Annotated in this window: 21 protein-coding genes and 1 pseudogene; 7 read left to right on the top strand and 15 right to left on the bottom strand. The window is 41.7% G+C overall.

All coding sequences use genetic code 11. From position 1 onward, the window contains the following. Positions 1-248 precede the first annotated feature (248 nt). The gene (locus tag NLP_RS21800; RefSeq protein WP_104909973.1) at positions 249-860 is read left to right on the top strand and encodes a hypothetical protein; all 612 of its coding nucleotides are present in this window, start codon (positions 249-251) and stop codon (positions 858-860) included. Between the two features lie 77 nt (positions 861-937). Here NLP_RS21800 and NLP_RS21795 read toward each other — a convergent pair. After that, positions 938-1,307: pseudogene (locus NLP_RS21795) on the bottom strand (Dethiobiotin synthetase). A 210-nt stretch (positions 1,308-1,517) separates the two neighbouring features. On the opposite strand from NLP_RS21795, the gene NLP_RS21790 reads away from it, so the two are divergent. The 4 genes from NLP_RS21790 (at position 1,518) to NLP_RS21775 (ending at position 5,688) form a co-directional block, all read left to right on the top strand. Beyond that, positions 1,518-1,754 (top strand): hypothetical protein, encoded by a 237-nt coding sequence (locus NLP_RS21790; protein ID WP_104908196.1) that lies wholly within the window; start codon positions 1,518-1,520, stop codon positions 1,752-1,754. A 495-nt stretch (positions 1,755-2,249) separates the two neighbouring features. Further along, complete coding sequence (psaC, locus tag NLP_RS21785; protein WP_015175986.1) at positions 2,250-2,495, top strand: photosystem I iron-sulfur center protein PsaC; 246 nt, start codon at positions 2,250-2,252, stop codon at positions 2,493-2,495. Positions 2,496-2,983: 488 nt separating this feature from the next. Then, positions 2,984-4,864 (top strand): glutamine--fructose-6-phosphate transaminase (isomerizing), encoded by a 1,881-nt coding sequence (glmS, locus tag NLP_RS21780; protein WP_104908195.1) that lies wholly within the window; start codon positions 2,984-2,986, stop codon positions 4,862-4,864. A 206-nt stretch (positions 4,865-5,070) separates the two neighbouring features. Continuing rightward, positions 5,071-5,688 (top strand): TnsA endonuclease N-terminal domain-containing protein, encoded by a 618-nt coding sequence (locus tag NLP_RS21775; RefSeq protein WP_199784874.1) that lies wholly within the window; start codon positions 5,071-5,073, stop codon positions 5,686-5,688. 77 nt (positions 5,689-5,765) lie between these two features. Here NLP_RS21775 and NLP_RS21770 read toward each other — a convergent pair whose 3' ends face one another. The 3 genes from NLP_RS21770 to NLP_RS21760 all read right to left on the bottom strand — a co-directional run bounded on the left by NLP_RS21770 (position 5,766) and on the right by NLP_RS21760 (position 7,043). Beyond that, positions 5,766-6,041, bottom strand: a complete 276-nt coding sequence (locus tag NLP_RS21770; protein ID WP_104908194.1) for a hypothetical protein — start codon at positions 6,039-6,041, stop codon at positions 5,766-5,768. Positions 6,042-6,206: 165 nt separating this feature from the next. Then, positions 6,207-6,644 (bottom strand): sunset domain-containing protein, encoded by a 438-nt coding sequence (locus NLP_RS21765; RefSeq protein ID WP_104908193.1) that lies wholly within the window; start codon positions 6,642-6,644, stop codon positions 6,207-6,209. Between the two features lie 48 nt (positions 6,645-6,692). Next, a complete protein-coding gene (locus tag NLP_RS21760) occupies positions 6,693-7,043 on the bottom strand; it encodes a phospholipid-binding protein (protein WP_104908192.1) in 351 nt (116 codons plus the stop codon). A gap of 549 nt (positions 7,044-7,592) precedes the next feature. Between NLP_RS21760 and NLP_RS21755 the strand changes: the two genes are divergently transcribed. Further along, on the top strand, positions 7,593-8,249 hold the full coding sequence (locus tag NLP_RS21755; protein WP_104908191.1) for a hypothetical protein: 657 nt from the start codon (positions 7,593-7,595) through the stop codon (positions 8,247-8,249). Between the two features lie 195 nt (positions 8,250-8,444). On the opposite strand, the gene NLP_RS35630 is transcribed toward NLP_RS21755, so the two are convergent. The 9 genes from NLP_RS35630 to NLP_RS21715 form a co-directional block, all read right to left on the bottom strand. Next, entirely contained in the window at positions 8,445-8,576 is a 132-nt protein-coding gene (locus NLP_RS35630) for a hypothetical protein (RefSeq protein WP_267894886.1), read from the bottom strand. Positions 8,577-9,001: 425 nt separating this feature from the next. Further along, positions 9,002-12,145, bottom strand: a complete 3,144-nt coding sequence (locus NLP_RS21750; protein WP_104908190.1) for a hypothetical protein — start codon at positions 12,143-12,145, stop codon at positions 9,002-9,004. Positions 12,146-12,349: 204 nt separating this feature from the next. Further along, entirely contained in the window at positions 12,350-12,871 is a 522-nt protein-coding gene (locus tag NLP_RS21745) for a hypothetical protein (protein WP_104908189.1), read from the bottom strand. A 65-nt stretch (positions 12,872-12,936) separates the two neighbouring features. After that, entirely contained in the window at positions 12,937-13,374 is a 438-nt protein-coding gene (locus NLP_RS21740) for a hypothetical protein (RefSeq protein ID WP_199784668.1), read from the bottom strand. 235 nt (positions 13,375-13,609) lie between these two features. Further along, positions 13,610-13,819, bottom strand: a complete 210-nt coding sequence (locus tag NLP_RS21735) for an acetyltransferase (RefSeq protein ID WP_104908187.1) — start codon at positions 13,817-13,819, stop codon at positions 13,610-13,612. A gap of 350 nt (positions 13,820-14,169) precedes the next feature. Continuing rightward, positions 14,170-15,078, bottom strand: coding sequence for a DUF2382 domain-containing protein (locus tag NLP_RS21730; RefSeq protein WP_104908186.1), 909 nt, complete (start codon positions 15,076-15,078; stop codon positions 14,170-14,172). A gap of 797 nt (positions 15,079-15,875) precedes the next feature. Further along, positions 15,876-19,205 carry a Swt1 family HEPN domain-containing protein gene (locus tag NLP_RS21725; RefSeq protein ID WP_104908185.1) on the bottom strand — a complete coding sequence of 1,110 codons (3,330 nt, stop codon included), beginning with the start codon at positions 19,203-19,205 and terminating at the stop codon, positions 15,876-15,878. Positions 19,206-19,279: 74 nt separating this feature from the next. Continuing rightward, positions 19,280-19,666, bottom strand: coding sequence for an endonuclease domain-containing protein (locus NLP_RS21720; RefSeq protein ID WP_104909972.1), 387 nt, complete (start codon positions 19,664-19,666; stop codon positions 19,280-19,282). 176 nt (positions 19,667-19,842) lie between these two features. Next, positions 19,843-22,851, bottom strand: coding sequence for a DUF1156 domain-containing protein (locus NLP_RS21715; RefSeq protein ID WP_104908184.1), 3,009 nt, complete (start codon positions 22,849-22,851; stop codon positions 19,843-19,845). A 256-nt stretch (positions 22,852-23,107) separates the two neighbouring features. Between NLP_RS21715 and NLP_RS21710 the strand changes: the two genes are divergently transcribed. Beyond that, complete coding sequence (locus NLP_RS21710; protein ID WP_104908183.1) at positions 23,108-23,455, top strand: helix-turn-helix transcriptional regulator; 348 nt, start codon at positions 23,108-23,110, stop codon at positions 23,453-23,455. Between the two features lie 187 nt (positions 23,456-23,642). On the opposite strand, the gene NLP_RS21705 is transcribed toward NLP_RS21710, so the two are convergent. After that, a complete protein-coding gene (locus NLP_RS21705) occupies positions 23,643-24,029 on the bottom strand; it encodes a type II toxin-antitoxin system VapC family toxin (RefSeq protein WP_104908182.1) in 387 nt (128 codons plus the stop codon). Beyond that, positions 24,029-24,307: a hypothetical protein gene (locus tag NLP_RS21700; RefSeq protein WP_104908181.1), complete on the bottom strand. Its 279-nt coding sequence runs from the start codon at positions 24,305-24,307 to the stop codon at positions 24,029-24,031. The genes NLP_RS21705 and NLP_RS21700 overlap by 1 nt, the downstream gene beginning before the upstream one ends. Positions 24,308-24,337: the final 30 nt, after the last annotated feature.

Genomic DNA, 24,337 nt, shown 5'->3' with positions numbered 1-24,337 from the left:
CAAGGCGGAAGTCAAAAGTCAAAAGTCAAAAGTCAAAATAAATACAGCGTAAGCGTTTTATTGATTTAGAATAGGTGGTTTATTTACTCGTTGAAATCCAATAGCGCCTCAGCTAACTCTTCTAGTTGAGAGATTAATAAAGGCTTCGATCGCGATCGCTACAATCCATTGAAGTAATTTTGCTGAAAAACGGGAAGACTATGGTTACTCCTGAATGGGAAATTTCTATAAAAATCCTCAACAGCAAAATGCTCAAAAAATCCCTGCTTAACTGTTTAATTTTACCTTTTTCTCTAATGCCCTGGCTCTGTGTCGGAACACTTTTTGATTCCCAAGCCAATGCTTTACCAGGGCAAAGTACAGAAGAGGTAGGCACTTGGATTAAAGCACATCCGACACTCCGTCCCAGAAGCGGAGAGCGATTATTTGTGCAAAAGACTGATACGGCTGCCCAACGATTCACTTTTCAAGCGTCAGTATTGCCTCCTGGTAGGGTGGAGTTTTCCAAAGACCGGGGCACAATTCGGACTGAGCGCATTACTATGTATGATGCTATTAACGGCATGACATTTGCGCGTCTCCAAGAATCCTTGCGGGTGATTTATGGCTTAGAGATTTATCAAGATTACGATCGCGCCCAAGTCGTGTATGAATATCCCAACCAGGAGGCAGTTAACTCAGCGCGTCTGGCTAAAACTCCAATTCGGGAAGCCTTAAAGGGAGAATTACGAGTAGGCGATCGCTATGTATATTGGGTGGAAGTTGCCCAACCCAAGACTGGCAAAGCTTTTACCGGTCAAATGACCGTTTTGCTCAAAACTGACCTAGACAAGCTAGAAAATGAACTGCAAATTCGTTAATGGGCATCGGGCAAAAGAGGCAGAGGTGCGGAGGGGAAAAACTTACTGTAACTTCTTTCCTGCTCCCCTTATATCCCTCATCTCTTCCCCAATTCCATCTGAGCTAAGGTTTGCCATATACCCAAAAAGATACTTTCAGCTGCTAAGGAAATTCGTAGTAAATCTTCTTTCAGCAGTCGCCGCCAATCAACCCCGGCTTTCCGCCCTGCGCCAAATAGCTGTTGTGCCTTAATGCTTAACTGAATAAAGGGCCAAAGCCAGTTCTCGGTCTAGGCTCTTTGCATCTTTGAGGGCTTCAAACACCACTTTCAATGCTAACAAAATCGAAGTGATCTGACCGGGTATCGGCGGTTTGCCCTGTTTCATACGCGTTAACAGCGCATCTGGGTTTTCTTCGGTTGTGATTGTCTGATCTATGAGGAGTTTCCTAGTTGTTTCGTAATTCATGTAGTCAGTTTAGCGCACATTTTGCTTCAGCAGTAATACTTAATTAAAAAGTTATAAAACTGGCTTTTAGTTATTTATAGCAATCTTTTCTGATTTATGAAATGATAGGCGTGGGGAATAATGATCGGGAATTGGCGATGCTCTAGGTTAACCAGATAAACTGAATATAATATCTTTGAAAAATACACCTTACTAGGAATCAAAAGTAAAATGATCTCACCGAATTTACTAGAAATTGAGCGCTCTATCCTTGCCTTGTCTGTGGAAGAACAACTTTGGCTGTTAGAAAGTATTGCTCGACAAATCCGAGAAAGGGAGTATGTAAAAGATAAATTAGCTGATGCTAATAATCTAGAGGAACAACTGCAAGTGACGGCTATTGAGCCAAAGATTGAAACAAAAATTGCTGCGATAAATGATGAATTTGCAATTTCTGAAATACTCTGATATATAAAAGTAAATATTATGAAATTGTCAAACCTAAAAAGTTAAATATACGAGTTATCGGTGAGCGATCGCAGTCTGTAAATCAATCATTTACATAGCAAAAGCAGTTTTATTCAGTAATAAAACTGCTTTTGCGTAATATAAATTGCCGAACTGCTTTTGTTTGCACAGGGAAGTGGCGATCGCAAAATCAGATTATTAGCCAAAATCCCCATAATTAAAATTAGGAGATTTCCTGATTCACTTTTAATTTTGTTTCATCTATCTTTACGATTAACCCCCATTATGGTATACCACTGTGGTAAATACGCTCTGATGACGTTGCTGATTATCAGTCAATAGGGACAATCTCGCAAAAACAAATATCAAGCGTGCTTATTACATTGTTTGAAGTTATGTAGCCTTTTGATTACGGCCTATCAATCACTGCGGTAGACTATGCGTTGATTATGATTCTTTCGCAGAGAAGAACACTCGAAAGGAGCCGTTTATTCAATGTCTCATTCTGTAAAAATCTACGATACCTGCATTGGCTGCACCCAATGCGTCCGCGCTTGCCCAACTGATGTACTTGAGATGGTTCCTTGGGATGGCTGTAAAGCTGCTCAAATTGCCTCTTCACCCCGTACAGAAGACTGCGTAGGCTGTAAGCGTTGCGAAACCGCTTGTCCCACCGACTTTTTGAGCATCCGGGTTTACCTGGGCGCTGAAACAACTCGCAGTATGGGTCTAGCTTACTAAAAAGCTGAGTGCCGAGTGCTGAGTGCTGAGACAAAAGAAGTAAATCAAAAATACAATTTTTTGATTCTTCACTTGGAACTTGGAACTCGGCACTCAAGACTTTTAAATGTCTCAATAGCAAGCACCTTTAGAGGATGTTTTAAGCGGATACAATCTCTAGGTATCTAATACCAATTCGCAATTCGCAATTCGCAATGACGCTCGCGGACTCGCTAACGCTGCGCTAACGCAATAGAGAAATTTAGATGCAGCAAGGCTTTCTGGCTTACATCTGTTGCCTTATTTTAGAGAATTGGTATAAATCTTAGAAGCCGTATTTGTACCGTCAGCTTTTGACCTGACGGGGAATCCGCTGTCAAAACCCTAAAATCCATAACAATACCTAGTGGTAGAGGGAGTAAAATACTCCCTTTTTTCTTTGCAAAATGTCCACTTTATGCTATCTACTATACTGGATTTAATCATCCTGAAAAAAAGTGGCGTGAAGAATGTGCGGAATTGTTGGATATATAGGCACTCAAGCGGCGACAGACATTTTACTGGCTGGACTGGAGAAACTAGAGTACAGGGGCTACGATTCGGCTGGAATCGCCACTGTTTGGGAAGGTGAGGTAAATTGTGTGCGGGCAAAGGGTAAACTTCATAACCTGCGTTCTAAACTGGAACAAATAGAAACTCCTGCCCCAATTGGTATTGGTCATACACGCTGGGCAACTCATGGTAAACCAGAAGAATACAACGCCCATCCCCATTTGGATACAGCAAAGCGAGTGGCTGTGGTGCAAAATGGCATTATCGAAAACTACCGCGAGTTACGCGAGGAACTCAAAGCAAAAGGACACGAATTTCGTTCTGAAACCGATACCGAAGTTATTCCTCATTTAATAGCTGAATTTTTAAAGAATTTTCCTCCTTCATCTTCCTCATCTCCCTTCCTAGAGGCAATTCGCCAAGCCGTTAATCACCTAAAAGGAGCATTTGCGATCGCAGTTATTTCTGCTGACTACCCCGATGAATTGATTGTTGTCCGCCAACAAGCACCTTTAGTAATTGGTTTTGGGCAAGGGGAGTTATTTTGTGCGTCTGACACGCCAGCGATCGTTGCCTACACCCGTGCAGTGCTACCTCTGGAAAATGGCGAAATTGCTCGCCTCACACCTTTGGGCGTTGAGATTTACAATTTTGCTGGCGACAGGCTGAAAAAACAACCCCGGCTGCTCAATTTCAATCCTGCAATGGTAGAAAAGCAGGGTTTCAAACACTTCATGCTCAAAGAAATTCATGAGCAACCAGGGGTAGTAAGAGCTAGTTTAGACGCTTACTTTAATCCAGCCGAATCTACCGAATCGCCAATCAATCTTGGTTTACCTGGAGATTTATACAACGATTTAGAACAAATTCAGATCCTCGCCTGTGGTACCAGTTGGCACGCAGCATTAATTGGTAAATATTTACTTGAACAACTAGCAGGAATTTCAACTCAGGTAGATTACGCTTCTGAGTATCGCTATGCACCATCGCCCGTGACGGCTAACACCTTGATTATTGGTGTTACTCAATCAGGTGAAACCGCTGATACCCTAGCAGCTTTGACAATGGAAAAAGAACGTCGTCAAGGGAAAGAATCTAAGTATCAAGCGCGACTACTGGGTATTACCAATCGTCCAGAAAGCAGTCTCGGTCATCTAGTGCCGCATATTATCAGTACCCTAGCGGGAATTGAAATTGGGGTAGCGGCGACGAAAACTTTTACTGCTCAACTGATGGCATTTTATGCTTTGGCATTAGATTTAGCAGCTCGTCGCCAGACTGTTTCAAAAGATATTTTAGAGAAAATTATTAATGGGTTGCGGCAGATTCCCAAAGAAATTGAGGCTACTTTAGAAAGTCAAGAACGTTTAACTGAACAGCTAGCCCACGAATTCGCCGAAACCAAAGATTTCATTTTTATAGGTAGAGGAATTAACTTCCCTATTGCTTTAGAAGGGGCGTTGAAATTAAAAGAAATCAGCTACATTCACGCCGAAGGGTATCCGGCTGGAGAGATGAAGCATGGCCCGATCGCTCTTTTAGATGCGAAAGTACCAGTAGTTGCGATCGCAATACCTGGTAGTGTATACGAAAAAGTTATTTCCAATGCCCAAGAAGCCAAAGCCAGAGATTCTCGGTTAATTGGCGTGACTCCCGTCAACGATGGCGAAGCTGCGGAAATTTTTAACGATCTTCTTCCCATCTCTCATGTGGAAGAATTACTTTCTCCGATTCTGACAGTAGTTCCCCTGCAATTATTGGCTTATCATATTGCCGCCCGTCGCGGTTTGGATGTCGATCAGCCTCGTAATTTAGCTAAAAGTGTTACCGTTGAATAGTATATATTTATACCAGTTTTTTTGTCCAACAATAATAAAGTCGTATAACAAATAAAAAAGTTATACAACTTATCCTGTGGGTGTAAATGTAAGCATCTACAGGAATTTTTATGGCTAAAAGCAAGCAAGATTGGACACAAGCCAAGTTTGAGCGTTACTTGAAGCAAGGCCGTGGTTAGGGTAGTGGGAAAGACTATCAACCTTGGATAAAGATTCAGGATTTTCCCTCAAAGGTTCGTGTTTCTAGACCTCCAGATTGGAAAACAAACCGAGAACATTATCTGCTTTCTGATAACGAGAAGCGGCTGTTTTACGTCTTTGAGTGGTTAGATACGATTGTAGATATAAGAGAGCAGTTTCCTCTAATTGACCTTGACTTAGCAATGAGTATTGCAGAGGAAATAGGTATTAACTATCCCAAAGATCCGCAAAGCAATACTCCCCGTGTTTTAACAACGGATTTTATGCTTTCTGTCAAGCAAGGCAAAACAATAGTTCAGAAAGCACGAACATTAAAGCTAACTAAGGATTTGGGAAGTAAGTCTGTAGCTGAAAAATTTGAGTTAGAAAAGCGTTACTATGCTGCCAAAGGTATTGATTGGGGAATAATCACAGAGAAAGAAGTCCCTAAGCAATTAAACCTCATCTATGTTGAGAACCGTAGTTTTTGCCCTCACCCTAAATCCCTCTCCCAAGTAGGGAGAGGGACTTCTTTCCGGCTCCCCTTCTCGCAATATTGGGAGAAGGGGCTGGGGGATGAGGGTTTTTCTATTCATACAGAACTACGGTTTTCAACGTGGACGCAGTTTAGCAGAAAATGTTGAGTGGGTTCATACTGCTTAATACGCTGCTACTATCTTTGTTCGGAAATCGACTGAGTATGCTCCCATTTCTGTTATTCTTAAATACTCTCCATAGTGTATCCTCTAACTATGCAAACCGCTGTATAATCTTCAGCTTCTGCAATTCCTTTCCAACTGACAAGTGTAGGTGGTGTAGGTTCGTGTTGATATATGTTATTTTTCGGACGTAATCCGCTCAATAATATCAATACATCTTTCAAGTGCTGCGGCAGTCTAACAGCTTGTACCTTTTTTATCAAAGATAAAGTTATTCCAGCCGTGCTACCCAAACTCCAGGCTAAAAATATTTGTCTTGGTATTAGCTTAGAAATCATCGCTCATTTTAGCACATAAATTTAATTTTATTTTTGAGAATCGAGAGCATAAAACAAAGCTGATGGTTGCTTATCTTTATGAATAAAAGTCAGAAAATTCTAGAAGTTTCTAGTGTTGATTTCACACCAGGTTTCATTGAATCTTGTTTAGTCAACCAGAGCTTTTTACTTAGGCGCACGGAAACCAGCTTGTTGTGCTATATTCGCATCTTTAAAACAAATATCTGGCTTGACTTTTTCATAATCTAAGGTTTTAGGAAGGTGATAAATGTTGCCTCTCTTATTTGTAATCTTGCCTTTTACCAGTGCATCACTTGGGCAAGTTGTTTGGTTTTGTGGTTTCACCCCTAGACTTTGTGCTGCTGCTAAAACTGCTGTTTTATTCCCCGCTGATGCTGGCTTCTTAGAGCTAGAAGAAGTTGTATTTCCAGGTACAGGACTAGTTGCTGTACTAGAGCTAGGACTAGCTGGAGCAACAGCAGTTGGTGTTTGAGGTGTAGTGCTAGTAGATTCTTCAGGTTTTTTCGCACAACTACTTAGGATCAGCACTGTAAATAACGTCAGCATTATCCCCACTTGTCGAGGTTTGAGTTGATTGTTCATTGCCGTTAATTCTTGCTCCTCATTCTCTAATATTTAATTCCCAATATTTTAGCCGATACTGACTTGATCGCTCTGCACATCACTAGCACCACTCACCCCCCTCGCAGTCTCTACCAATTGTGCCAATATCTCTTGTGTTGCTACTTCTCCTTTTAAAACTACGCTACTTCCCAACTGAGCAACATAGACAGAATCAATCTCATCAAATTGCGAGTCTTCGTCAAAAGCTAGGGCGACTCTTTTTGCTAAACCACTTTGGTCATATTCTCCATTTAGTCCTACTCGCTCTAGAGAAATAGTTTCCCCCGATTCGGAATCGTCAGCAATTAGAGTCGGATCTGGATTAACTTGAGCATCTTCTGGTTTTTCCTGTCCAAACAGTCTTTGTAACCAACCCATAACTGTAATCTCTCTGTGAATACATCTTTAAATACAGTCCATAATTGTATCATTACTTTGCTATATAAACATTTTATTCTTCATGAAACTGATACTTTTCCATTATGTTACCTCTGTTAAATACCCCCGCTCTGAATCCTTACCAATTCATAATCCACTAAACACCAATAAAAAAATTCTCATGACATCTTGCTGATTCATTTCGGAAATCGTTATTTGTAAAAAACAGAGTATTCACTTATTCATAATCATTACAATTTTCCAAGATGAGAATTTTTTGAGACTAAATTATCCATTTTTAGCTTAATTCAGATGAAACCTGAAGTTATTAGTACTAATTTATTAAAATATTACAATTATTTGTGTGAAAATTAATTTTTAATTAAAGGGAATTACCAGATATATATATAATAAAAAAGAAAGTTTGATGATCAGCATTGCAAGTAACAGTGTAAATTAAATCAGAAATAATTAATTGGTTGACTTCACTGGATAATGTTCGATAAATAAACTTGAAAAACAAGCAAAAAAGTAGAAGAGGGATAGGCTATGTCATACGTGGATCGAACTGGGGATGATATCGTTAGTCAACCAGTTGTGACTAATCAATTAGTCGATTATCATGACCTTGTTCGTTGGGGGCCGATTATATCTGGACTACTAATTGCGCTCGCAACTCAGTTAGTTTTGAGCGCGTTGTTTGGTGCAATCGGTGCAGGTTCTGTAGCAGAATCAGGTAGACCTAGAACAATTGCATCTGACGTTGCTGGTCATGTGGGAATTTGGTCAACCATTGCTTTATTAATTTCCCTATTAACTGGGGGCTGGGTAACAGCCCGTGCTTGTGGTCCAATGAACCGCAACACAGCTCTTCTCAATGGTGCAATTCTTTGGGCGACAACTTTAGCTTTAAGCTCTTGGCTTTTAGCAAGTGGTGTATCAGGTGCTTTTGGGATTGCTGCTTCAAATGCTGGGCAAGTTATTAACCAGGTTCAACAGTCAGGTGGTCTGAATCTACCGCAAAACACACCTAATGTATCTGCCCAACAAACTCGTGATATTGCATCAAATGTACGTCAAGGATTGTGGTCGTTTGTATTTGGTTCTTTATTAGGCTTAATCGCCTCAATGATTGGATCTGCTGCTGGAGCTCGCAGCCCCCGTGTACATAGGAGTGAAGTGTACAGAAGTGAAAAAATAAGTTAACTATCTACCAATTGGTTAACTAGTCGTCAGGAGTCAGAAAAGTTTTTACTCTTAAGCTTCTGACTCCTTAACTTAAAAGTAGAAGCGAATGAGTCGGTTTTAAAACTCTAAATTATCCACTTCAGCTAGAGAATGTTTTTAAAACTGCAACTTTCCTATTACTTGAATGAACCAATGGATGTCAACTAAAATCTCCTATGGGCGGGGAGGTTGGTCGCGTTTGCTTTTGAAAGAAGCAAGTAATTCTTGTACTTGTTCACCTGCGATTTCACGTCCGCCTAAACCAAATCTTGCACCGAGGCGGTCAATTCCTGCTGAGGTTAGCAAGTTAGACGTAACTATTGTCTAGACTCGTGATCATTTCTTTCTATTCATGGTGGTCGAGAGTTTGCGTTGCTGCCTAACAGGACAATATCCGAATATTTCTTATTAATAACAAACAAATCGCTTCCGGAATTTTATTCATATCCGTTGATTTTCACATCTATCTATCTATCTATAGATCAGAAATGTTGAATGCTGATAATGCACCAAATCTTAGTAATACCAAATAGAGAAATGATGAATTGTTTAATAAACGTGATAAAGGACTGGAATACGGCTGAATCTAGTTCTTTTCAAGTATGTATTAAATACGATTTATACTAATTTATAATTCCTAATTAATATAGGCGAAAATTTGAGGTAATTAAATCAAGTTTAGATAAGAAAGCCTCTTAATACAGAGGCTTAACTATGAACTCGTAGAACCCTTAACCAAATAGGTCAAAACCTGATACAGCCAAAGCTCCTGCTATAGCTGAAGCTGCCAAAGAAACAAAAGCTGTGTTAAACAACCACCAAGCAGCACCTGCGACAGTTTTTTTGGTTTCAACTGCTTGCTTTTGTGCTTGCTCTTTGATTACCTGAAGGCGTTTTTGAGTTTCTTGCTGGATGCGTTCGGCTTGGTGCAGTACGCTATCCCGTGTGCCTTCGATTTTGTCGATAATCTTGTTAGCTTGCGCTTCGGAAATATCTTCACGCGAACTGAGGACAGCAACTAGGGTATCACGGTCTACTGAAGATAGGCGATCGCGCAAAGCCTCAAATCCAGCTTGCGGATCGTCAAAAACTTTAGCAAAATCTTGCTGCATACCTTCATAATTGAGTTCAGGACGATCTAGGGAGTTGAGGTAGTTGCGAACAGAGCCGAAAATACCATCAAGCGCCGATTGCACCTTTGACTGAATCTGCTGATATTGTTCGACAATCGAGTTCCGCACAGAATCGATTTGATCCACAATCCGGTTAGCTTCTTCTTCTGAAATATCCTCACGTTGGGACAACAAAGCCACGAGTGTAGAACGGTCGAATTTAGAAACACGCTCACCTAAAGAAGACACACCAGCACGGGGAGAAGACAGCAACAATTGCAAATCGCGCTTGATACTATCCGGGTTGAGTTCTTCTTTATTAGTGTTACGCAGATAGTTTTCTAGATAAGCTTCAAACTCCTGCGCTTTTTCAGTAGCACGGTTTGCCAAGCGTTGCGGTGCTTTGACAATATTATTGATAGCTTGTTCTGTTGAGTCGATGGTGCGGTTTACTTGCTCCTCGCTCAAATCTCCGCGTTGCGTCAGCAGCTTGACTAAAGTTTCTCTGTCTACTTGTGAAAGCCGCTCTCTGAGTGCATCAGCGCCCTCTTTGGGGTCAGCCAATAATTTTTGCAAGTCTTGTTGAATACCTTCTGGGTTGAGTTCTTCCAGGTTAGTATTGCGGAGATATTCACTAATAGTACTCGTGGTTTTTTCGTACTGCTGTTTTGCTGTTTCGGCGGCTTTTTGCGGAGCTTGCAAAACGCTATCTTTTACTGTGAGCAACTGGTCGATGGTTTGGTTTACCTGCTCCTCGCTCAAATCTTGTCGCTGACTCAATAATTTAACCAAAGTATCGCGGTCAAATTCTGATAATCTTCCTCTTAAAGCGGAAAGTCCTGCTTGTGGGTCTTCTAACAAAGTGCCAAAATCGCGTTTGATACCTTCAGGATTGAGTTCTTCCTTATTGGTATTACGCAGATACTCTTCTACTTTTTGCCGCAACTCATCAGCTTTTGCTTTGGTTTGCTCTTGCAGTTCTTTTGCCTGACCTAAGACACGATCGCGAGTACGTTCAAATTGACCAACAATATTATTAGCTTCCTCTTCTGAGATATCTTCGCGGTCAGCCAGTAACTTCACCAAAGTATCGCGGTCAATTTCCGAAAATCTCTGACTTAAATCTTCAATGCCGGCTTCTGGATCTTCTAGCAACTTCGTCAAGTCCCGCTCAATACCTTCTGGGTTGAGTTCTTCCTTCCCAGTTGAACGCAGATAATCTTCTAAACGGGTGCGAAGATTTTGTGATTTTTCTGTTGTATCTGCCTGCTTGACAGTTTCTAAAACTTCCGTGCGAACGCTTTCCATCTGCTCGGAAATTTCTTTGACTTTTGCTTCGTTGATATCTTCCCGTTGCTTGAGCAAGTTAGCAAAATACTCTAAATTTAATTCCTCCAATTCCCGTCTAACATTTCCTGGATTAGCATTCTGGTCATAGATGACTTCTTTAAATTCATCTTGGATTGTGATGCGGTTAAAATGCCAAGGGAAAGAATTCAAGATGTATTCTTCTATATCTGCCTTGACAGTATTATTTGGAAGTGTAGGTAATTTATCAGCTACAGAACTACTAAGCTTACTTGCTTGCTGGGTTGCTTGGTCTTTAAATTGTTGCAACTGTTGTGTAATTTTATCAACATCTACTTCCTGAACTTTCCCTGACAATTTTTGTAACTGTTGAGCAACTTTTTCTACATCTATTTGGGCAAAGTCAAACCCCTTCATCACCGCAGGTAAAGCCGCACCTAAGCCAACTTCAATAGCTTTCTTAACTATTCCATTGCCTTGCTTACCATTTCCACCTCCAACTGTTGCTAATTGCTGAATTTTTTCAACTAGTTTTTCAGGTTGCAATTCTTCTGGTGAGGCTTGTTGAAGTAAATTAATTATTTTGTCAGTGGGATTTGAGCCTTTCACAACTTGGTTCCAAGCACCTTGCAATTGGTCTGCAATCCCATTGATATCTGACTGGGAAAAGTCTGTGCGAGAACTAATTAAATCAACAAAAGTCTGGCGATTAACATTTTTTAGTAAGTCACTATCAGCAATTGATTGTAAGTCTCCCTCTTTAAGCAGCTTCTGAAATTGAGAGCCGATTTGTTTAGTATCCAGCTGCGGTAACTGTACACCGGATAAAGAACTCTGTAATGTATTTTTGATACTATCAGCATCAAAACCTGATGTGAATTCCCGACGAACGGCGGCGGTGATCTCTTCAGCTGTAGAAACCATCTGACTTTTAGCAGCATTAGCACCCAAAGCCGCAGTTGCTGTACCCATGATTCCTTGCATACCACTACTAACGGTACTAACAACAGAACCAATCAAGGAGCCGACTGCACTCGAACCTAACCACATAATGACTGTGAAATAGGCAGACCAAATGACTACACCAATAATTGCTCCTAAAAGCGCACTGTCAATTAAGCTGAGTTTCACCGCTAAAAAGCAAGCACCAAATAAGGCGATGGTTGCGGTAACAAGCGCCCAAAGACCGACGGCTGTTTCAACTTTGCGAATCGTTCCGCCCAAGCTTTCAGATTCATCAGAACTTTCGCTACCCCCTAAAGCTGAAATTCCTACAGCTACTGAGAAGTTTGTTAATAGCAATTGAAAGGCAAATGCCATCAATATACCAGCAAGCAATGCTACCAAAAATTTCGGCCCAGAAAAAACAAGTGATGCTTGTTCTGGAGTTAAAACTTCCTGAGCCATTGTCATCGGTGCTAAACCAAACAGTGTAAAATCTGTAATTATAAACATTCTATTTTCCTTGTTCGATCTCAATTAGACATTACCACTTGCAAAAAAAAGAACTTAATCAGGACAATATCTCAAAAGTTATTTAAGCTAGTGGTGTGTCAGTGTTTACAGTGGTAGGTTCGCTCAATAATCTCTACTGGGAGTGAATGGGTGGAGTGAGTTTCAATACCCTTAGTCCTATATATGTATCAAATTTGGAAATGCTTATTTATGACCGCCAAACCATTTAGCCGCGATCGCTCCCAAAGCTGCTCCGATGACTGGATTACTGAGAAACTTAAGAATCGCTGGTTGTTCAGCCATCACGGATTGGAAGATGTCAGGATGGCTATGATATGTGAAAGATGCCAGCTTGCTGAGGTCATCTGCATTCATGTGGTTGGGGTTGTGGGTAGAAAGTCCCAAATCTCGCTCTAGATGGCGTTCGTCTAGACCTCTTTGCTTTAAGTGCTTGAAAAATGCTCGGGCAACATCATCCCGTTCGTTAGGCTTAATCTGAGCGATCGCTTTCTGCAATTCTGGCTCCAGCTGGCTTGGGGGTATGCTGTTATGGTTGAAAGATTTACCAAATAATTGACGACGTTCTTCATGGGATGAGCGTTGAGCAAAATCGTCAAAGTTTTGGTAATCCTTGCTTGGATCAGATGAAACATCATCTAAAGATTCTGTATTACCGTGCGCCAAATCATTGAGAATTTCGCGTTTATACTTGTCACTGCTACTCATTAAAAATGCCTCCTTTTATACTTTGAATCAACTGAATCAATTCTTTAATCCAGAAGAATGAGTAATTATTTATACTCGACTTGATTTGATTGCACATCATACTGACCCGTCAAAATCAGTTTTTTATCGGGTGCGTATACCAAAATCGTCAAATCTTGATTGGGAAAATTTTTGTGAAAACCTTGGACTAAGGATTTTGTTAACGATCGCACTTCTGTCGGGCGAACTTGAGGCGTAATCACGACACCTAACTTGTTGTTGTCACGAACATAAGCATCTTGGACAATTCCTTTTGCTGTACTAACAACCCAATTCCCAAAATCTTGACCTTGTACGCTGTTACCACGCTCTAACAAGGCATAGTCACCACTACGACTGATTCCGGGTGCTAATTGAGTTGGTTGTTTAGCTTGAACCGTACCACTACAAGCAGCTGTTGTTGTTAGTACTAAAGCCAAGATTAAAGCCATTAAAATTTGGCGAAACTGTTGAATCATATTCACACTTGTCTCCTAAAAAAATAAGTTGGAAGTTGCACAATCCCAGGCTATAGCAATCCTATTTTATTTATGAAAATTATCGAACCCCCATCGCGCAGCGTCTTGTTAGAGAAGAGTGCCAAGAGGATAAACAGAAAAGTTCAGAAATCATTTAGAACTGCTATAGAGGTTTGAGTAATTGCTTGAATAAGCTCTAGCAAAAGATGCAACATACATGGCATGAATTTTAACTAGATGTTCAAGCGCTTTTGTAATTTGCATCGATCCAACATTGTGGCAAGCTCTCACCAGAAGGAAAATTTAATTTGCCTTTCTCAAAAGATTCTGGGTCTTGTTCTTCTTCTCCCACCTGATATTGTCCTTTAACAGTAGTTTCTTTCGGGCTAAACAGTGCCTCAATGTCGAGGATTTCTACTAAATTGCCGTTCTGTTTATCTTGTAGTAACATAGCAAAACTTAAGTTTGAGGTTTGAGGTTTAACTTACTGATGCATTCTTTTTAATAGTGTCAGCCCAACAGTATAAGGTTTACCACCCAAGAGCGCAGCAAGCGTCAGAAAAAACGTGCCGACAAGTTCAGCTAACGCAGACTTGGCGCTTTTTGGTTTGAAGAAGTCTGTCCCGTGGCTAAATCAGTAGATTAAATCTAATTCGGGATCTCTACAACTCTTGCGAACCCATATAGAAAGCAAATACATTTGCTCAATCACAAAAATGCCGAAAACCCTTGAAGAGATTCCAGACTCAGCCTAGAATTTCTGTGCTGTCTGACAAGCGATGAAGGCTAAAAGCAGTTTTCTTAAATACGGTCTTTAGGCAACTTATTACCAGTTCTTTCCTCAATAGTACGACCCTCAGCATCAACATCTAACTCTTCACGTCGAATGGTATCTTCAACTTCAACGGTTTCTTTGTCTACAACTTTTTTCACTCTGACTTCTTCCCGCACAAAAGCTTCCTTTTGGACATCTGCAACTTCTTCATAGAGTTCTATCTGTGCTACCTCGCCCTCACGGAAGTTAGCTGTTTGAGGTGATACAACTTTGCCTGCATCTTCAGGAGTCACTCGCTCAATCACAACTCGCTCTCTTTCTACTGGAACAGCAACTCTTACAGTTTCAGTTTCAACGTGCTTACCAATAGATACTTCTCCGGTTTTCCGGCGCTGTTTATTAGCAACCAGCCTTTCTTCGTAGAGTTTGAAGCTTTGGTCTTCGTGAGCGCTGACATCATACAGATCCGCGTCCTGTGCGTAGGTATAGCTGTTGGGATCAGGACTAGGAGTAGTGCGTCCAACTGTCGATCCTACCGCAGCCGCAGATGTTGCATCCAGAGGTGCTGAATTTTCTACGGACGGTGTGCGATATGCTCCGCGCACTCGTTCTTCATAGTCGTAGTCAAGTGCTGTATGTTCTTGATATTCAGGTAAATTTTCCGCTTGCTCTCTTGTCATCCCAACGACATATACACGGTCTGCTCTAGAGTCAATACGCGATTTCCCTACTGGTAATAAGACTTTCTTGCCAAAAATCCAAAAGCCTAAGTCAACAATTAAATAGCGAAATGCTCCTTGGTCGTCTAGTACAGCATCATTTACTGTGCCAATCTTCTCATCAGTTCCCTGAACATACACACCCATTCCTTTTATGTCTTTACCCAGGGTATTAGAGTAGTCTGTATCAAATTCACTTATTTTTTGCAGTGGCATTATTTTTTATCCTTAAAATTATGCTCTTTATTTCCTCAACTATACACTATCCAAATAATTAAAAAGACTACTCAATAAAATCTTAATTTTCATAGGTAAATATTATTTTCAGGCATTTTTTAGTACTTCTGTACTTCTATATTCTCACTTTTGATAATAATTTTATCTATTTTTTGTGACTAGCTTCTAGCCTTTTTGTGACTAGCTTCTAGCGCTAAATATCATGTGTAAAGCTAGCTCACACAATATATACCATTAACTCTAGCTATTTAAATATATTCATTAATCCCTTACATAAAAATAAAAAATTCTGATATTTTTAACATTTTTTTTGATTTCTAAGATGTGTTAGAGTATTCTTGAGCAAGATAAAACTTATTCTCCAGAGATAAATTGATTAACAAATTAATCTAAAAATATTTAAATTTTAATATAACTAAAAGCACTGTTAATTATTTAAGTAAAATTTTTGGCTATTGAAGCATCAATTGTTATATTATTTGGGAAGATTTTTGTTGAAGTCAAGTTTCCCTAGTTCACAAATACTTTTCTCAACCAGAACAGTTGAGTTGACAGGTGTTAGTGTGAGCGATCGCTTTGACGCTATGAGGTTAGGACTACTAAGGCGTGTCATCAATTAAGTATTTTGTACCACTTGTTACGGCAACCTGCTCAGGTACTAGTATGTATCCCATGGCCTAAACAGGGCAAAGTGGGAGCTTTTACTGTTACGCACTCTTGAGAGTGACGTAATGCTTTACCTTATTACTTTCTAACAAGGTTTATGTACCTCAACTTCATTCTTGTTCAAATCCCTGATTACTAAATTTGAGAACCCGGCAATTCTCGCTGACTATGCGAATTACATTATCTGGTACTCCTTCAGGGACAGTGACCTGAAGTTCCAAGGTAATTTCTACTTCAGCATCTACCAAACTACTGAGGTGTTGAATAACCTCGTCTGCTATTTGTCCTACGTCACGTCGTAATCGCAATGCGTCCAATTTGACTGAACCATAGAAACGTTTTGGTGGAACTATGACAGTTACTTTGTCATTAGAGGAGTCATCTGATGTTACTACAGTGTCAATAGTTTTTTCCTTTTCAGTCTTATAACTTCCTGTTCCTTCTTTAACTAGTGGTGGAGTTGGAGGTTTAGCCATAGCAGCATCTGCCTCAAGCTGGCGTTGCGCTACTTCGGGTTTAACTATCAGGCTTTGACTACTCAGTGTTACGGTAATGTGTTCAGCCGTTTTCAAACAAAGGTAACGTCCTTTTGATTCATCCCAGCCTGTGGCATAAGCAAAGTTTTCATTCCACAGTAATGCTGCAACTCCAAGTGCGATCGCTTCTAATAGCACCTGTTGATTTTTGATGCGTGGCAGGTAAAGGTAGTACGCTAAGTACTCCCACAACTTCTTAAGGTCGAGGTGGTTTACATCGCGCCAGAGATATGGATCGAGGGCTTCTAGGCGCAGACGACTGGCTGCATAGTTAGCAATCAAATGTTCTTCATGAACTGCTTTACGACTTGCTTGCACAATAGGAGAGTCTGATGAGTGCAATCGAATTTCTTGCCATTCAATCTCTCTTTGGGGGTTGGGTTGCATTGGCACTAACAACCAGATGTAAGCTTCCTGAATTAAACTTTTTACATCTTTGTCGGTTTGCTGTTGTTTAGTTGTCGCCTGATTGCTTTGAAAAACATCTAAGTTTAAGGCTTCTTTATCCCGAATAATCGAATTCCAGGCGAGGTACTGGCAAACAGATTGTTCTAATAGCTCCAGTTTTGCCTTGTCTGGTGCTAGGAACAGCAACATATTTTTGCAGTACCGAGGACTGGCTCCCTTTTGATTCAGTATTTCTTCGGCTCTGGCGCGGGCTTGAGTTTCAGTTTCCTTATTTTTATGGGGATGTTGTGGCCCCATGACAACCAGCCTTACAGCCATTTCATCAGGAACATCTGCGGAGGAGTCGGGAGCAATATGTACTCCAGCAAACTCGCCACGTTGCTTATCAGCCTTTAATCGGAGAATGATTTCATCCCAAACTTTATCCTGATCCTGTTGGATTTGCTCGGCTCTGTCTTGGGCAAGTCTGGTGACACTAGGCTGAGTTGAGAACCAGTAACGAGTATTATCGACATAAAGATGTGTGGACTGGTCGGTAAGCCGGCGCAAAGCATCGCCAAAAGTTGCTGCACTTTCCCCTGGTTGAACACACCCTAACTTGATCCGATGATCTTCTACACCACGATTAGCTGCTCTCAGAGTAGGAGCAGAACCAAGGTAAATCGTCCGGGCGACACGACGACAGGCAGAGTAACGTCCTAAGTTCGGGTTTTGGCGATCGCACGCCAATGGTAGAGAATTATATCCATCTACATCTTTTTCAATCACTGGCACCCAATTATCTTCCAGGTAGCGAGTCAATTCTGTTTGTACCTGTCCGTCATCCATTGGCACGCTGGCAGGCATGATTAACAAACTCTTGTCCTGTCCTTCCCAAAGTGAATGAATCACCTTTGCCATCAGTCGCAGCACACCCCGCGTGCGTTGGAATTTGTCGAGAGTTGACCAGTCATTATAAAGTCGGTCAAACAGTTCTGGATGGATAGGATAGGCATTTTCTAGCCGTCGTTTGTAACTACCTTCTCGGCACTCACTAGGAAACTCCTGAGATTGGTTTTGGTACATTTCTGCAAAGGCACGGATGATGGCATCACGGGCAATAAAGCCATTTTCTTCGGTGATGGGTTGAAACAGCCGCCGCCGCACAATTTCAAAGCTTTCATCGGCAGTTGCTGGTCGCCAAGGAGATTCGACTCTGCCAATAGCATTTTTGAGTCTACTTAAGGCTGCTTTACCGCGATCGCCTCCAATCTCATTATCAGATGCAGGAATACTCACGACCAAAAGAGTTTGGTTAGCGTTTTTTGCCGACTCACTCAAAGTCTGGGCAAAGGTAAAGTGAGTGTCAAAGCTGCCCCCCGGAAGGTCGTTTATTTCGTGAAGCTGTCGGGCATAAGCCACCCATTCATCAATTAAAATCAGGCAGGGTGCATAGCGGTTAAACAGCAGCCGGAGGGCATCGCCAGGGTTAGTTGAAGTTTCATCTGCTTCTCGAATCATTTCGTAGGCTTCCCTACCGCCCAGTTGCCAAGCTAATTCGCCCCAAAGTGTTCGGACAAATGTGCCATCTTTTTTAGGTTGAGGCTGACCGGGAGAAATTTTATTTCCTACCAGCACTGCTGTGTTAACTTTTGGCGGAGGTAAAACATTTGCCGCTTCCAGCACTGGTTCCAATCCGGGTAACTTGGATGCGGGAACTCCCATAAACAGGTGGTATAGTGCCAGCATCGCGTGGGTTTTGCCGCCACCAAAGTTGGTTTGCAGTTCGATAACGGGGTCGCCTGCATTGCTAGAAAGACGTAGCAAGGCATTTGTGAGCAGTTGCTTTAGCCCTTCGGTGAGAAAAGTGCGGCTAAAAAACTCTGTAGGTATACGATATTCGTCGGAACCTTCATCTAAATAAACTTGCCAGAGGTCGGCAGCAAATTCTGCTTGTTGGTAGCTACCAGAGGCAACATCTGGGTGAGGTGTAACAATTTCTCGCCAGGGTTTTAAACCGCCTACAGGAGTGCCTTCTAGAGGTTGGTGAGTAGCACGACGAGTTTCACGACGGGCTTGTTCTGTAAAGCGTACCCGCAAAAGTTCTTGTTTTTGTTTATCAACTTCATCTGCTTCTGGTGCAGAAAAAGCAGAAAGTAACCGCGATACGCTATCAAGAGCGCGATAGGCATCATCTGTAGAGAGTGGCTTGTTGTGCGCCCAAGAGTTGCGCGTGTCAATTAATTCCCCAACCAAGCTTCTTTCAGCATTGCCCAGAGTCTTTTTGAACACCTCACGCCACTGGTTAGACATGAGTTTCAGCAGTGCTGATTCGTCTTGCTTAAGAATTTGCTGGACATTACGTCTTAGGCTGTGGTCTTCTGGAACAAAAGGTGTAGCGGCAACTACCCACTTATCGCCATAAATGGAACGCATTTCCCTTTCCACAAAAGGATATAAGCCATCTCTCAAAAGGTCTAGCACCCTGCCAACTCGTTCGCGGTTACTTACGGACATAGATTTTTATACTAATGTTTATAGTTAAATTGCCCTCACCCCTGCCCCTCTCCCATCCTGGGAGAGGGGTAAAATTACTTTTCTTCTTGCTCCCCTTCTCCCAAATTGGGAGAAGGGGCTGGGGGATGAGGGCTATCTGGGATAAAAGCGTGACTAATAATTTGTAAAGTCGCAGGTAAATTTGTTTCCACTAACTCACTACTAATACGTACAAACCGCAATTCCAAACATTCAAGTAATTCTTGACGGTGTTGATCTAGAATCTTTTGAGATTCATGAATGGCTCCGTCTACTTCAACAATTAGACGTTCAGCTGCACAAAAAAAATCAACAATAAAACAGCCAATTGGTTGCTGACGACGGAATTTCCTACCTTCTAACTTTCTATTTCGCAAGGCTTGCCAAAGGATGGCTTCACTGGGTGTAGGTTCTTTGCGAAACTGACGGGCTACGTCTTTCATTTTTTGGTGGAGGGCTGGGGGGACTTGCCAGTTATTGGAAGTGCCCTCACCCCCAGCCCCTCTCCCATGCTGGGAGAGGGGAGTAGGATTAGTTTCTTCTGATCTTGTTCCCCCTTTCCCAAATTGGGAGAGGGGGTTAGGGGGTGAGGGTAATGAAGGCTTTTCAAATTCCATCTTTAAAACAACGCTACTTGTAAAGGAATCTTTTCTTCGGTTTCAGCAGCGAGGCGAGAAATTTCTGGCCAGGAAATCACTAAGCTGTTGTAAGCGACACCTTCAGCAGCCCAGCCTTTTCTGTCGCAAATGTTATACAGCCGATAAGCTAATTCCCTTGCTGCTTCTCCTATGGTTCCCAGTTGAGATAGCAAATTTGCAGCGCCTTGATTTCCAGCACCGTCTTGCAATTCCCGAATCATGTGCTGTGTGGCTTCCCAGACTGTGAGGCGGTTATCGGTTTGGGGATTCCAATTTTTGGGTAATTCGTCGCGGCGCAATAGTCGCACTTTACCCACTTTGGCAGTGAGGATGCCAGCGTCTACCATCCCTTGTACTGCTGTATTCTTAGCTTTGGAGAGGGTTTCAGCATCGCCAAATAATCCTTCATTAAAGGTATGCTGTTCAAACCAAATCAACGCAAAGCAGGTTTCAGCATCAAATTCTCCTTCTTGTTCAGCGAGAAAGTCATCTAAAGTTTGGTTAATCAGTTGTAGTGCAATACGCACAGGCATTCGTTCACCGCCTGATTCCAGGACTTTGCTGTAGCGAGAGTATATTTCCATACCTGGGCCAATGCTGGCTTGTGCCAAATCTACTGGGGCGATGTTGCCTTGTTGCAGTTTTTGCAGTGCATCTGGAAGTTCGCGTTTGAGAATGTTGACAAATTGGCGGCGGGTTGCGGATGGAGCAGTTTCTGGGCGAGGGCGGCAGACGAGAGCAATGGATGAGGCGAGGGCATTAGTACCACTAGCAATCGTGCGGTTACTTAATTCTGTTCGCATTGGCCAAGTACCAGTAATGCTAAAACCAGCTTTTATAAGTCCTTCAAGCATCGTTTCCCATCCGGTTGAAGCTCTAATATCACCGTTCCCCTTTGCTTCTGTGAGAGAAACTTCATCATCTGTTTCGGTTTGCTTGAACGCATAATAAACAGTCAAAGGATATCCGTCATGCGCCATCTCACGCATCCGTTTAAAAGTTTCACCCAGTCCTGTCTCAAAAAATTCTTTTGCCTTTTGTTTACTACCACTAAAGCGATAAGGTGTAGCCACTAATTCTCGTTCTTTATCAGGAATAATTATGGTACTGAAAAGGTCGGGATAGATAAAACTTAGAGAACGTCGTAGCCAAACATAAAAAAACTCCGAAAGGTCGGCGTAGCCAATATTATCGTAGTAGGGTGGGTCTGTAGAAACAACTATTGATTTTGCGTAAATATCTGATTTAGTAGCATCTATGCGTTGGACAAATCCTTGAGTGCTACAAGGAGAAATTTCAACTACTTTGGCTATCCAATTAACTGCACCAATAAAGTTACCACTGGAACTGCTAAATGGATTTACTTCTGCGAAATCCCAAGTCATAGGAATTGCTTGACGGGCAAATGTATTTCGCATTTTCTCGCCTGACGAATGCCAACTACAAATACTTGAACAGTAATCGCTCATTCGATCCACTGCGATCGCTAAATAAGTCGCCACTGCATCCGCGTAAGCAGTCGCACCCTTACCACCTTCACAAAAAGGTAAACTATCATCTGGTATTTCAAAAGCTACAGCATCAGAAAGTATCTTTTCCCGTGCTTCGCTTACTAATTCACAAAAAGTGTTTAGTGCTACAAGCTGACGCGGGGTAAAAAGTTCTGCAAATGTACGCATCCCGTAGTTAGGCGTTTTGAAATCTCGTGGATTATGAGGCAAATTGACTTCAGGCTTCCATTCTGGTTTTACTGAAGTTACAATTTCCTCGTCTTTGTTAGTTGGCGATAAATACGCCCGTCCACGTTCACCTTCTGCCACGATAGCCATCAACTGAGCGCCCATCCGTCCTGCTTTACCTTCAGCACGAACATAATCCAAAGGCATAGGAGTACTGCAACAGATACAAATTGCACCTTTGCGGCTAACAGTTTCATCTAGCGGTTCACCCTTGCCAGACTTCACTTGAAAACTTATCACAGGCGGTTGCTGGCTATGGTTAATAGTTGGTTCTACCCAAGCTTCCTTCCCTTTCTTACTCGAAAGCTCAAAAGAACGTACCAAAGGCATCTGACAACCACAAGCTGGGTTAGGACATTTCACAGTCCTAGCCCACAGCCAAGCAATCACCGTTGCTCTGCCCTCACCCCCGTCCCCTCTCCCATCCTGGGAGAGGGGTGTATTTTCTTCTCCCTTTCCTGTCCCCCTTCTCCCATTCTGGGAGAAGGGGCTAGGGGATGAGGGCAAATCCACCTTGGGATACAAATGCCCAATTAGCTTAAAAGCTTGTTCCCGCATCCATTGCCCGTAATAGCGTACATCTTCAGCTAAACCCTGCGCCCCATACCATGTCTTAGTTTTTAGAGAATTCTTCCGAGAATCAGAGTTAATGGGAGGCAAATTTGCAAACTTCGGCGGAATTTCAATCAAAGCTTTAGTAATCAAAACCGCTACAGGATTAATATCACTACCATGTGCCTCTAACCCCAATCTTTGGGCTTCCAAAGGTATACTACCTCCACCACAAAAGGGATCATAAATAGGTGGTGCGTGTTTGCTTAAATACTGTGTTACTTCTTCCCGTTTAGTTGGTGGTTCGTCACCTTTTTCCCAAGCAAGGCAACGAGCAATTTCTCTTTGTGCTTCCTCAACTACACTGGTATTTGTTATGTCATCCCAAGATACTAAACCACGAACAGTTTGGGTTGATTTTCCCCTTGTTTCAACATTTTCAATTCGCCCAATTAAGTCATGTAATCGTTGGCGTTCTTTTTCTTGTTCCTCTTCAGTGGGAAATTTTTCAGGATGACTTGAGGGATCATCTACCAAAGATGCAAACAAAACTGCTCGACAAGCTGCCAAAGGTCGCCGCGCCCACCATAAATGTAGCGTCGAAGGGTGTCCATGCCGAATTGATTTTTCTCTGGCAGATTCTTTGTTAATTGCTTCCAGGGGTAACGCGACTTCGATTAGCTTCTTGCGGTAGGTCATTATTTTGCGAGACTGATATGATGGAAGCGAGTAAATGTCTGAGCAAGAAGCAGCACAAAATATTCCGAGTGAGTGGACTTACGGAATATTTACATCAAGCATTGGTAGGCTAATTAGTCTTTGTTGATTGCTGCTCGCCTAACTTAGTTACAGAGCTTCGTCCGGCAATTATAATCACGATACCAGCTAGATGGTTCAGTGATAATTCGGAGGAGCGCACATTATCTTTAGCTAAAAGCCTGTAGTTTAAAAAACGATGACTTCTAACACAATTTCTTGGGATTCTATTCGTGATGAGGTTTTAGCAGATCCAGAGGTAAAGGCTGAATACGATGCCTTGGAATCTGAATTCCAGTGTGCAAAACAAGTTATTGCTTTAAGAAAGGCTAGCGGCTTAAATCAACGGGATTTTGCTAAGTTGGTTGGTATTAAACAGCCACAGCTAGCTCGGATTGAATCTGGGAAACAGGTTCCTAAAATTGAAACTCTAGCAAAACTTGCTAGGAGTGCAGGTTACGATGTCGAGATTCGCTTTGTAGCACCCAAAGGAAAGCGATCGCATAAAGTCGAGCCTCTGAGGATTTCTGCTAAAGAGTTAGTTTAGTCGTGTGATTGCTCTCACCAAAAGCATCCCTTTTTACTTGGATAACTAGCTATCCAATAAAGTAGGCAGACTTAAAAGGGATTAGTCTGACAAAATTGCGATGTCTACGACGGGCTACGCCTACGAAGTAAACCTGTAGCAGTTATTCTAGAGAAAGCTAGAGTTCTGAAATTTTGGCATATTTGAGCTACCCAAAATCATCAGAGAATAATGGCACATCATAAAATTTAAACTTTTGATCTACTGTAATTATTGTTAAACCTTCTACTAAAGCTTGAGCAATTAACATCCGATCAAAAGGATCTTTATGGTGTAGAGGTAAATCAGCAACCTTTATTCCATGTGCCAATGTCATAGACAAAACCTCAAACCGACTGAAGCGCAAAGCCTCCTCCAAATTACCAGGAGCAATTAACTTTCCTAAAGACTGTTTAATTGAAATCTCCCAAGCACTAATCGCACTGACGAAAATTAAATTTTCAGGATTAGTAATTACCTCTCGTAACCAATCTGACAATTTAGAATCATTTTCTAAAAACCACAACAAAATATGAGTATCTAACAAAAAACTCACTACTCATCCCCATAAAATGCTGCAATTACTTCTTCTGGAGTCTCATCAAAATCGTCAGCAATCTTAACTTTTCCCTGCCAAAAACCCGCAACTCTTGGCTTTAAGGCATCATTTAAATCAGCTTTAGTAACCGTAGGCTCAGGTTGAGTCAAAGGCAAAACTTTTGCCAAAGGGACACCCTGATGAGTTAGGGTAACTTCAACATTATTTTGGATATCTGACAATAAATCAGCTAAATTCTCAGATAAGTCAGCAATATCAAAAGTTTTTGGTGACATTTTACTTATGCCCTACTGATTACCAGCATT

The sequence above is a fragment of the Nostoc sp. 'Lobaria pulmonaria (5183) cyanobiont' genome, assembly GCF_002949795.1.
Taxonomy (GTDB): Bacteria; Cyanobacteriota; Cyanobacteriia; order Cyanobacteriales; family Nostocaceae; genus Nostoc.
Note: the sequence above shows the minus strand (reverse complement) of the source record. Positions and strands in the feature narration are given on the sequence as shown.

Excerpts from the sequence above, each read along its gene's own strand:
- NLP_RS21800 (WP_104909973.1), top strand. The coding sequence starts at position 249 with ATGCTCAAAAAATCCCTGCTTAACTGTTTAATTTTACCTTTTTCTCTA.
- NLP_RS21790 (WP_104908196.1), top strand. The coding sequence starts at position 1,518 with ATGATCTCACCGAATTTACTAGAAATTGAGCGCTCTATCCTTGCCTTG.
- psaC (WP_015175986.1), top strand. The coding sequence starts at position 2,250 with ATGTCTCATTCTGTAAAAATCTACGATACCTGCATTGGCTGCACCCAA.
- glmS (WP_104908195.1), top strand. The coding sequence starts at position 2,984 with ATGTGCGGAATTGTTGGATATATAGGCACTCAAGCGGCGACAGACATT.
- NLP_RS21770 (WP_104908194.1), bottom strand. The coding sequence starts at position 6,041 with ATGATTTCTAAGCTAATACCAAGACAAATATTTTTAGCCTGGAGTTTG.
- NLP_RS21765 (WP_104908193.1), bottom strand. The coding sequence starts at position 6,644 with ATGAACAATCAACTCAAACCTCGACAAGTGGGGATAATGCTGACGTTA.
- NLP_RS21760 (WP_104908192.1), bottom strand. The coding sequence starts at position 7,043 with ATGGGTTGGTTACAAAGACTGTTTGGACAGGAAAAACCAGAAGATGCT.
- NLP_RS21755 (WP_104908191.1), top strand. The coding sequence starts at position 7,593 with ATGTCATACGTGGATCGAACTGGGGATGATATCGTTAGTCAACCAGTT.
- NLP_RS21750 (WP_104908190.1), bottom strand. The coding sequence starts at position 12,145 with ATGTTTATAATTACAGATTTTACACTGTTTGGTTTAGCACCGATGACA.
- NLP_RS21745 (WP_104908189.1), bottom strand. The coding sequence starts at position 12,871 with ATGAGTAGCAGTGACAAGTATAAACGCGAAATTCTCAATGATTTGGCG.
- NLP_RS21735 (WP_104908187.1), bottom strand. The coding sequence starts at position 13,819 with ATGTTACTACAAGATAAACAGAACGGCAATTTAGTAGAAATCCTCGAC.
- NLP_RS21730 (WP_104908186.1), bottom strand. The coding sequence starts at position 15,078 with ATGCCACTGCAAAAAATAAGTGAATTTGATACAGACTACTCTAATACC.
- NLP_RS21725 (WP_104908185.1), bottom strand. The coding sequence starts at position 19,205 with ATGTCCGTAAGTAACCGCGAACGAGTTGGCAGGGTGCTAGACCTTTTG.
- NLP_RS21720 (WP_104909972.1), bottom strand. The coding sequence starts at position 19,666 with ATGAAAGACGTAGCCCGTCAGTTTCGCAAAGAACCTACACCCAGTGAA.
- NLP_RS21715 (WP_104908184.1), bottom strand. The coding sequence starts at position 22,851 with ATGACCTACCGCAAGAAGCTAATCGAAGTCGCGTTACCCCTGGAAGCA.
- NLP_RS21710 (WP_104908183.1), top strand. The coding sequence starts at position 23,108 with ATGACTTCTAACACAATTTCTTGGGATTCTATTCGTGATGAGGTTTTA.
- NLP_RS21700 (WP_104908181.1), bottom strand. The coding sequence starts at position 24,307 with ATGTCACCAAAAACTTTTGATATTGCTGACTTATCTGAGAATTTAGCT.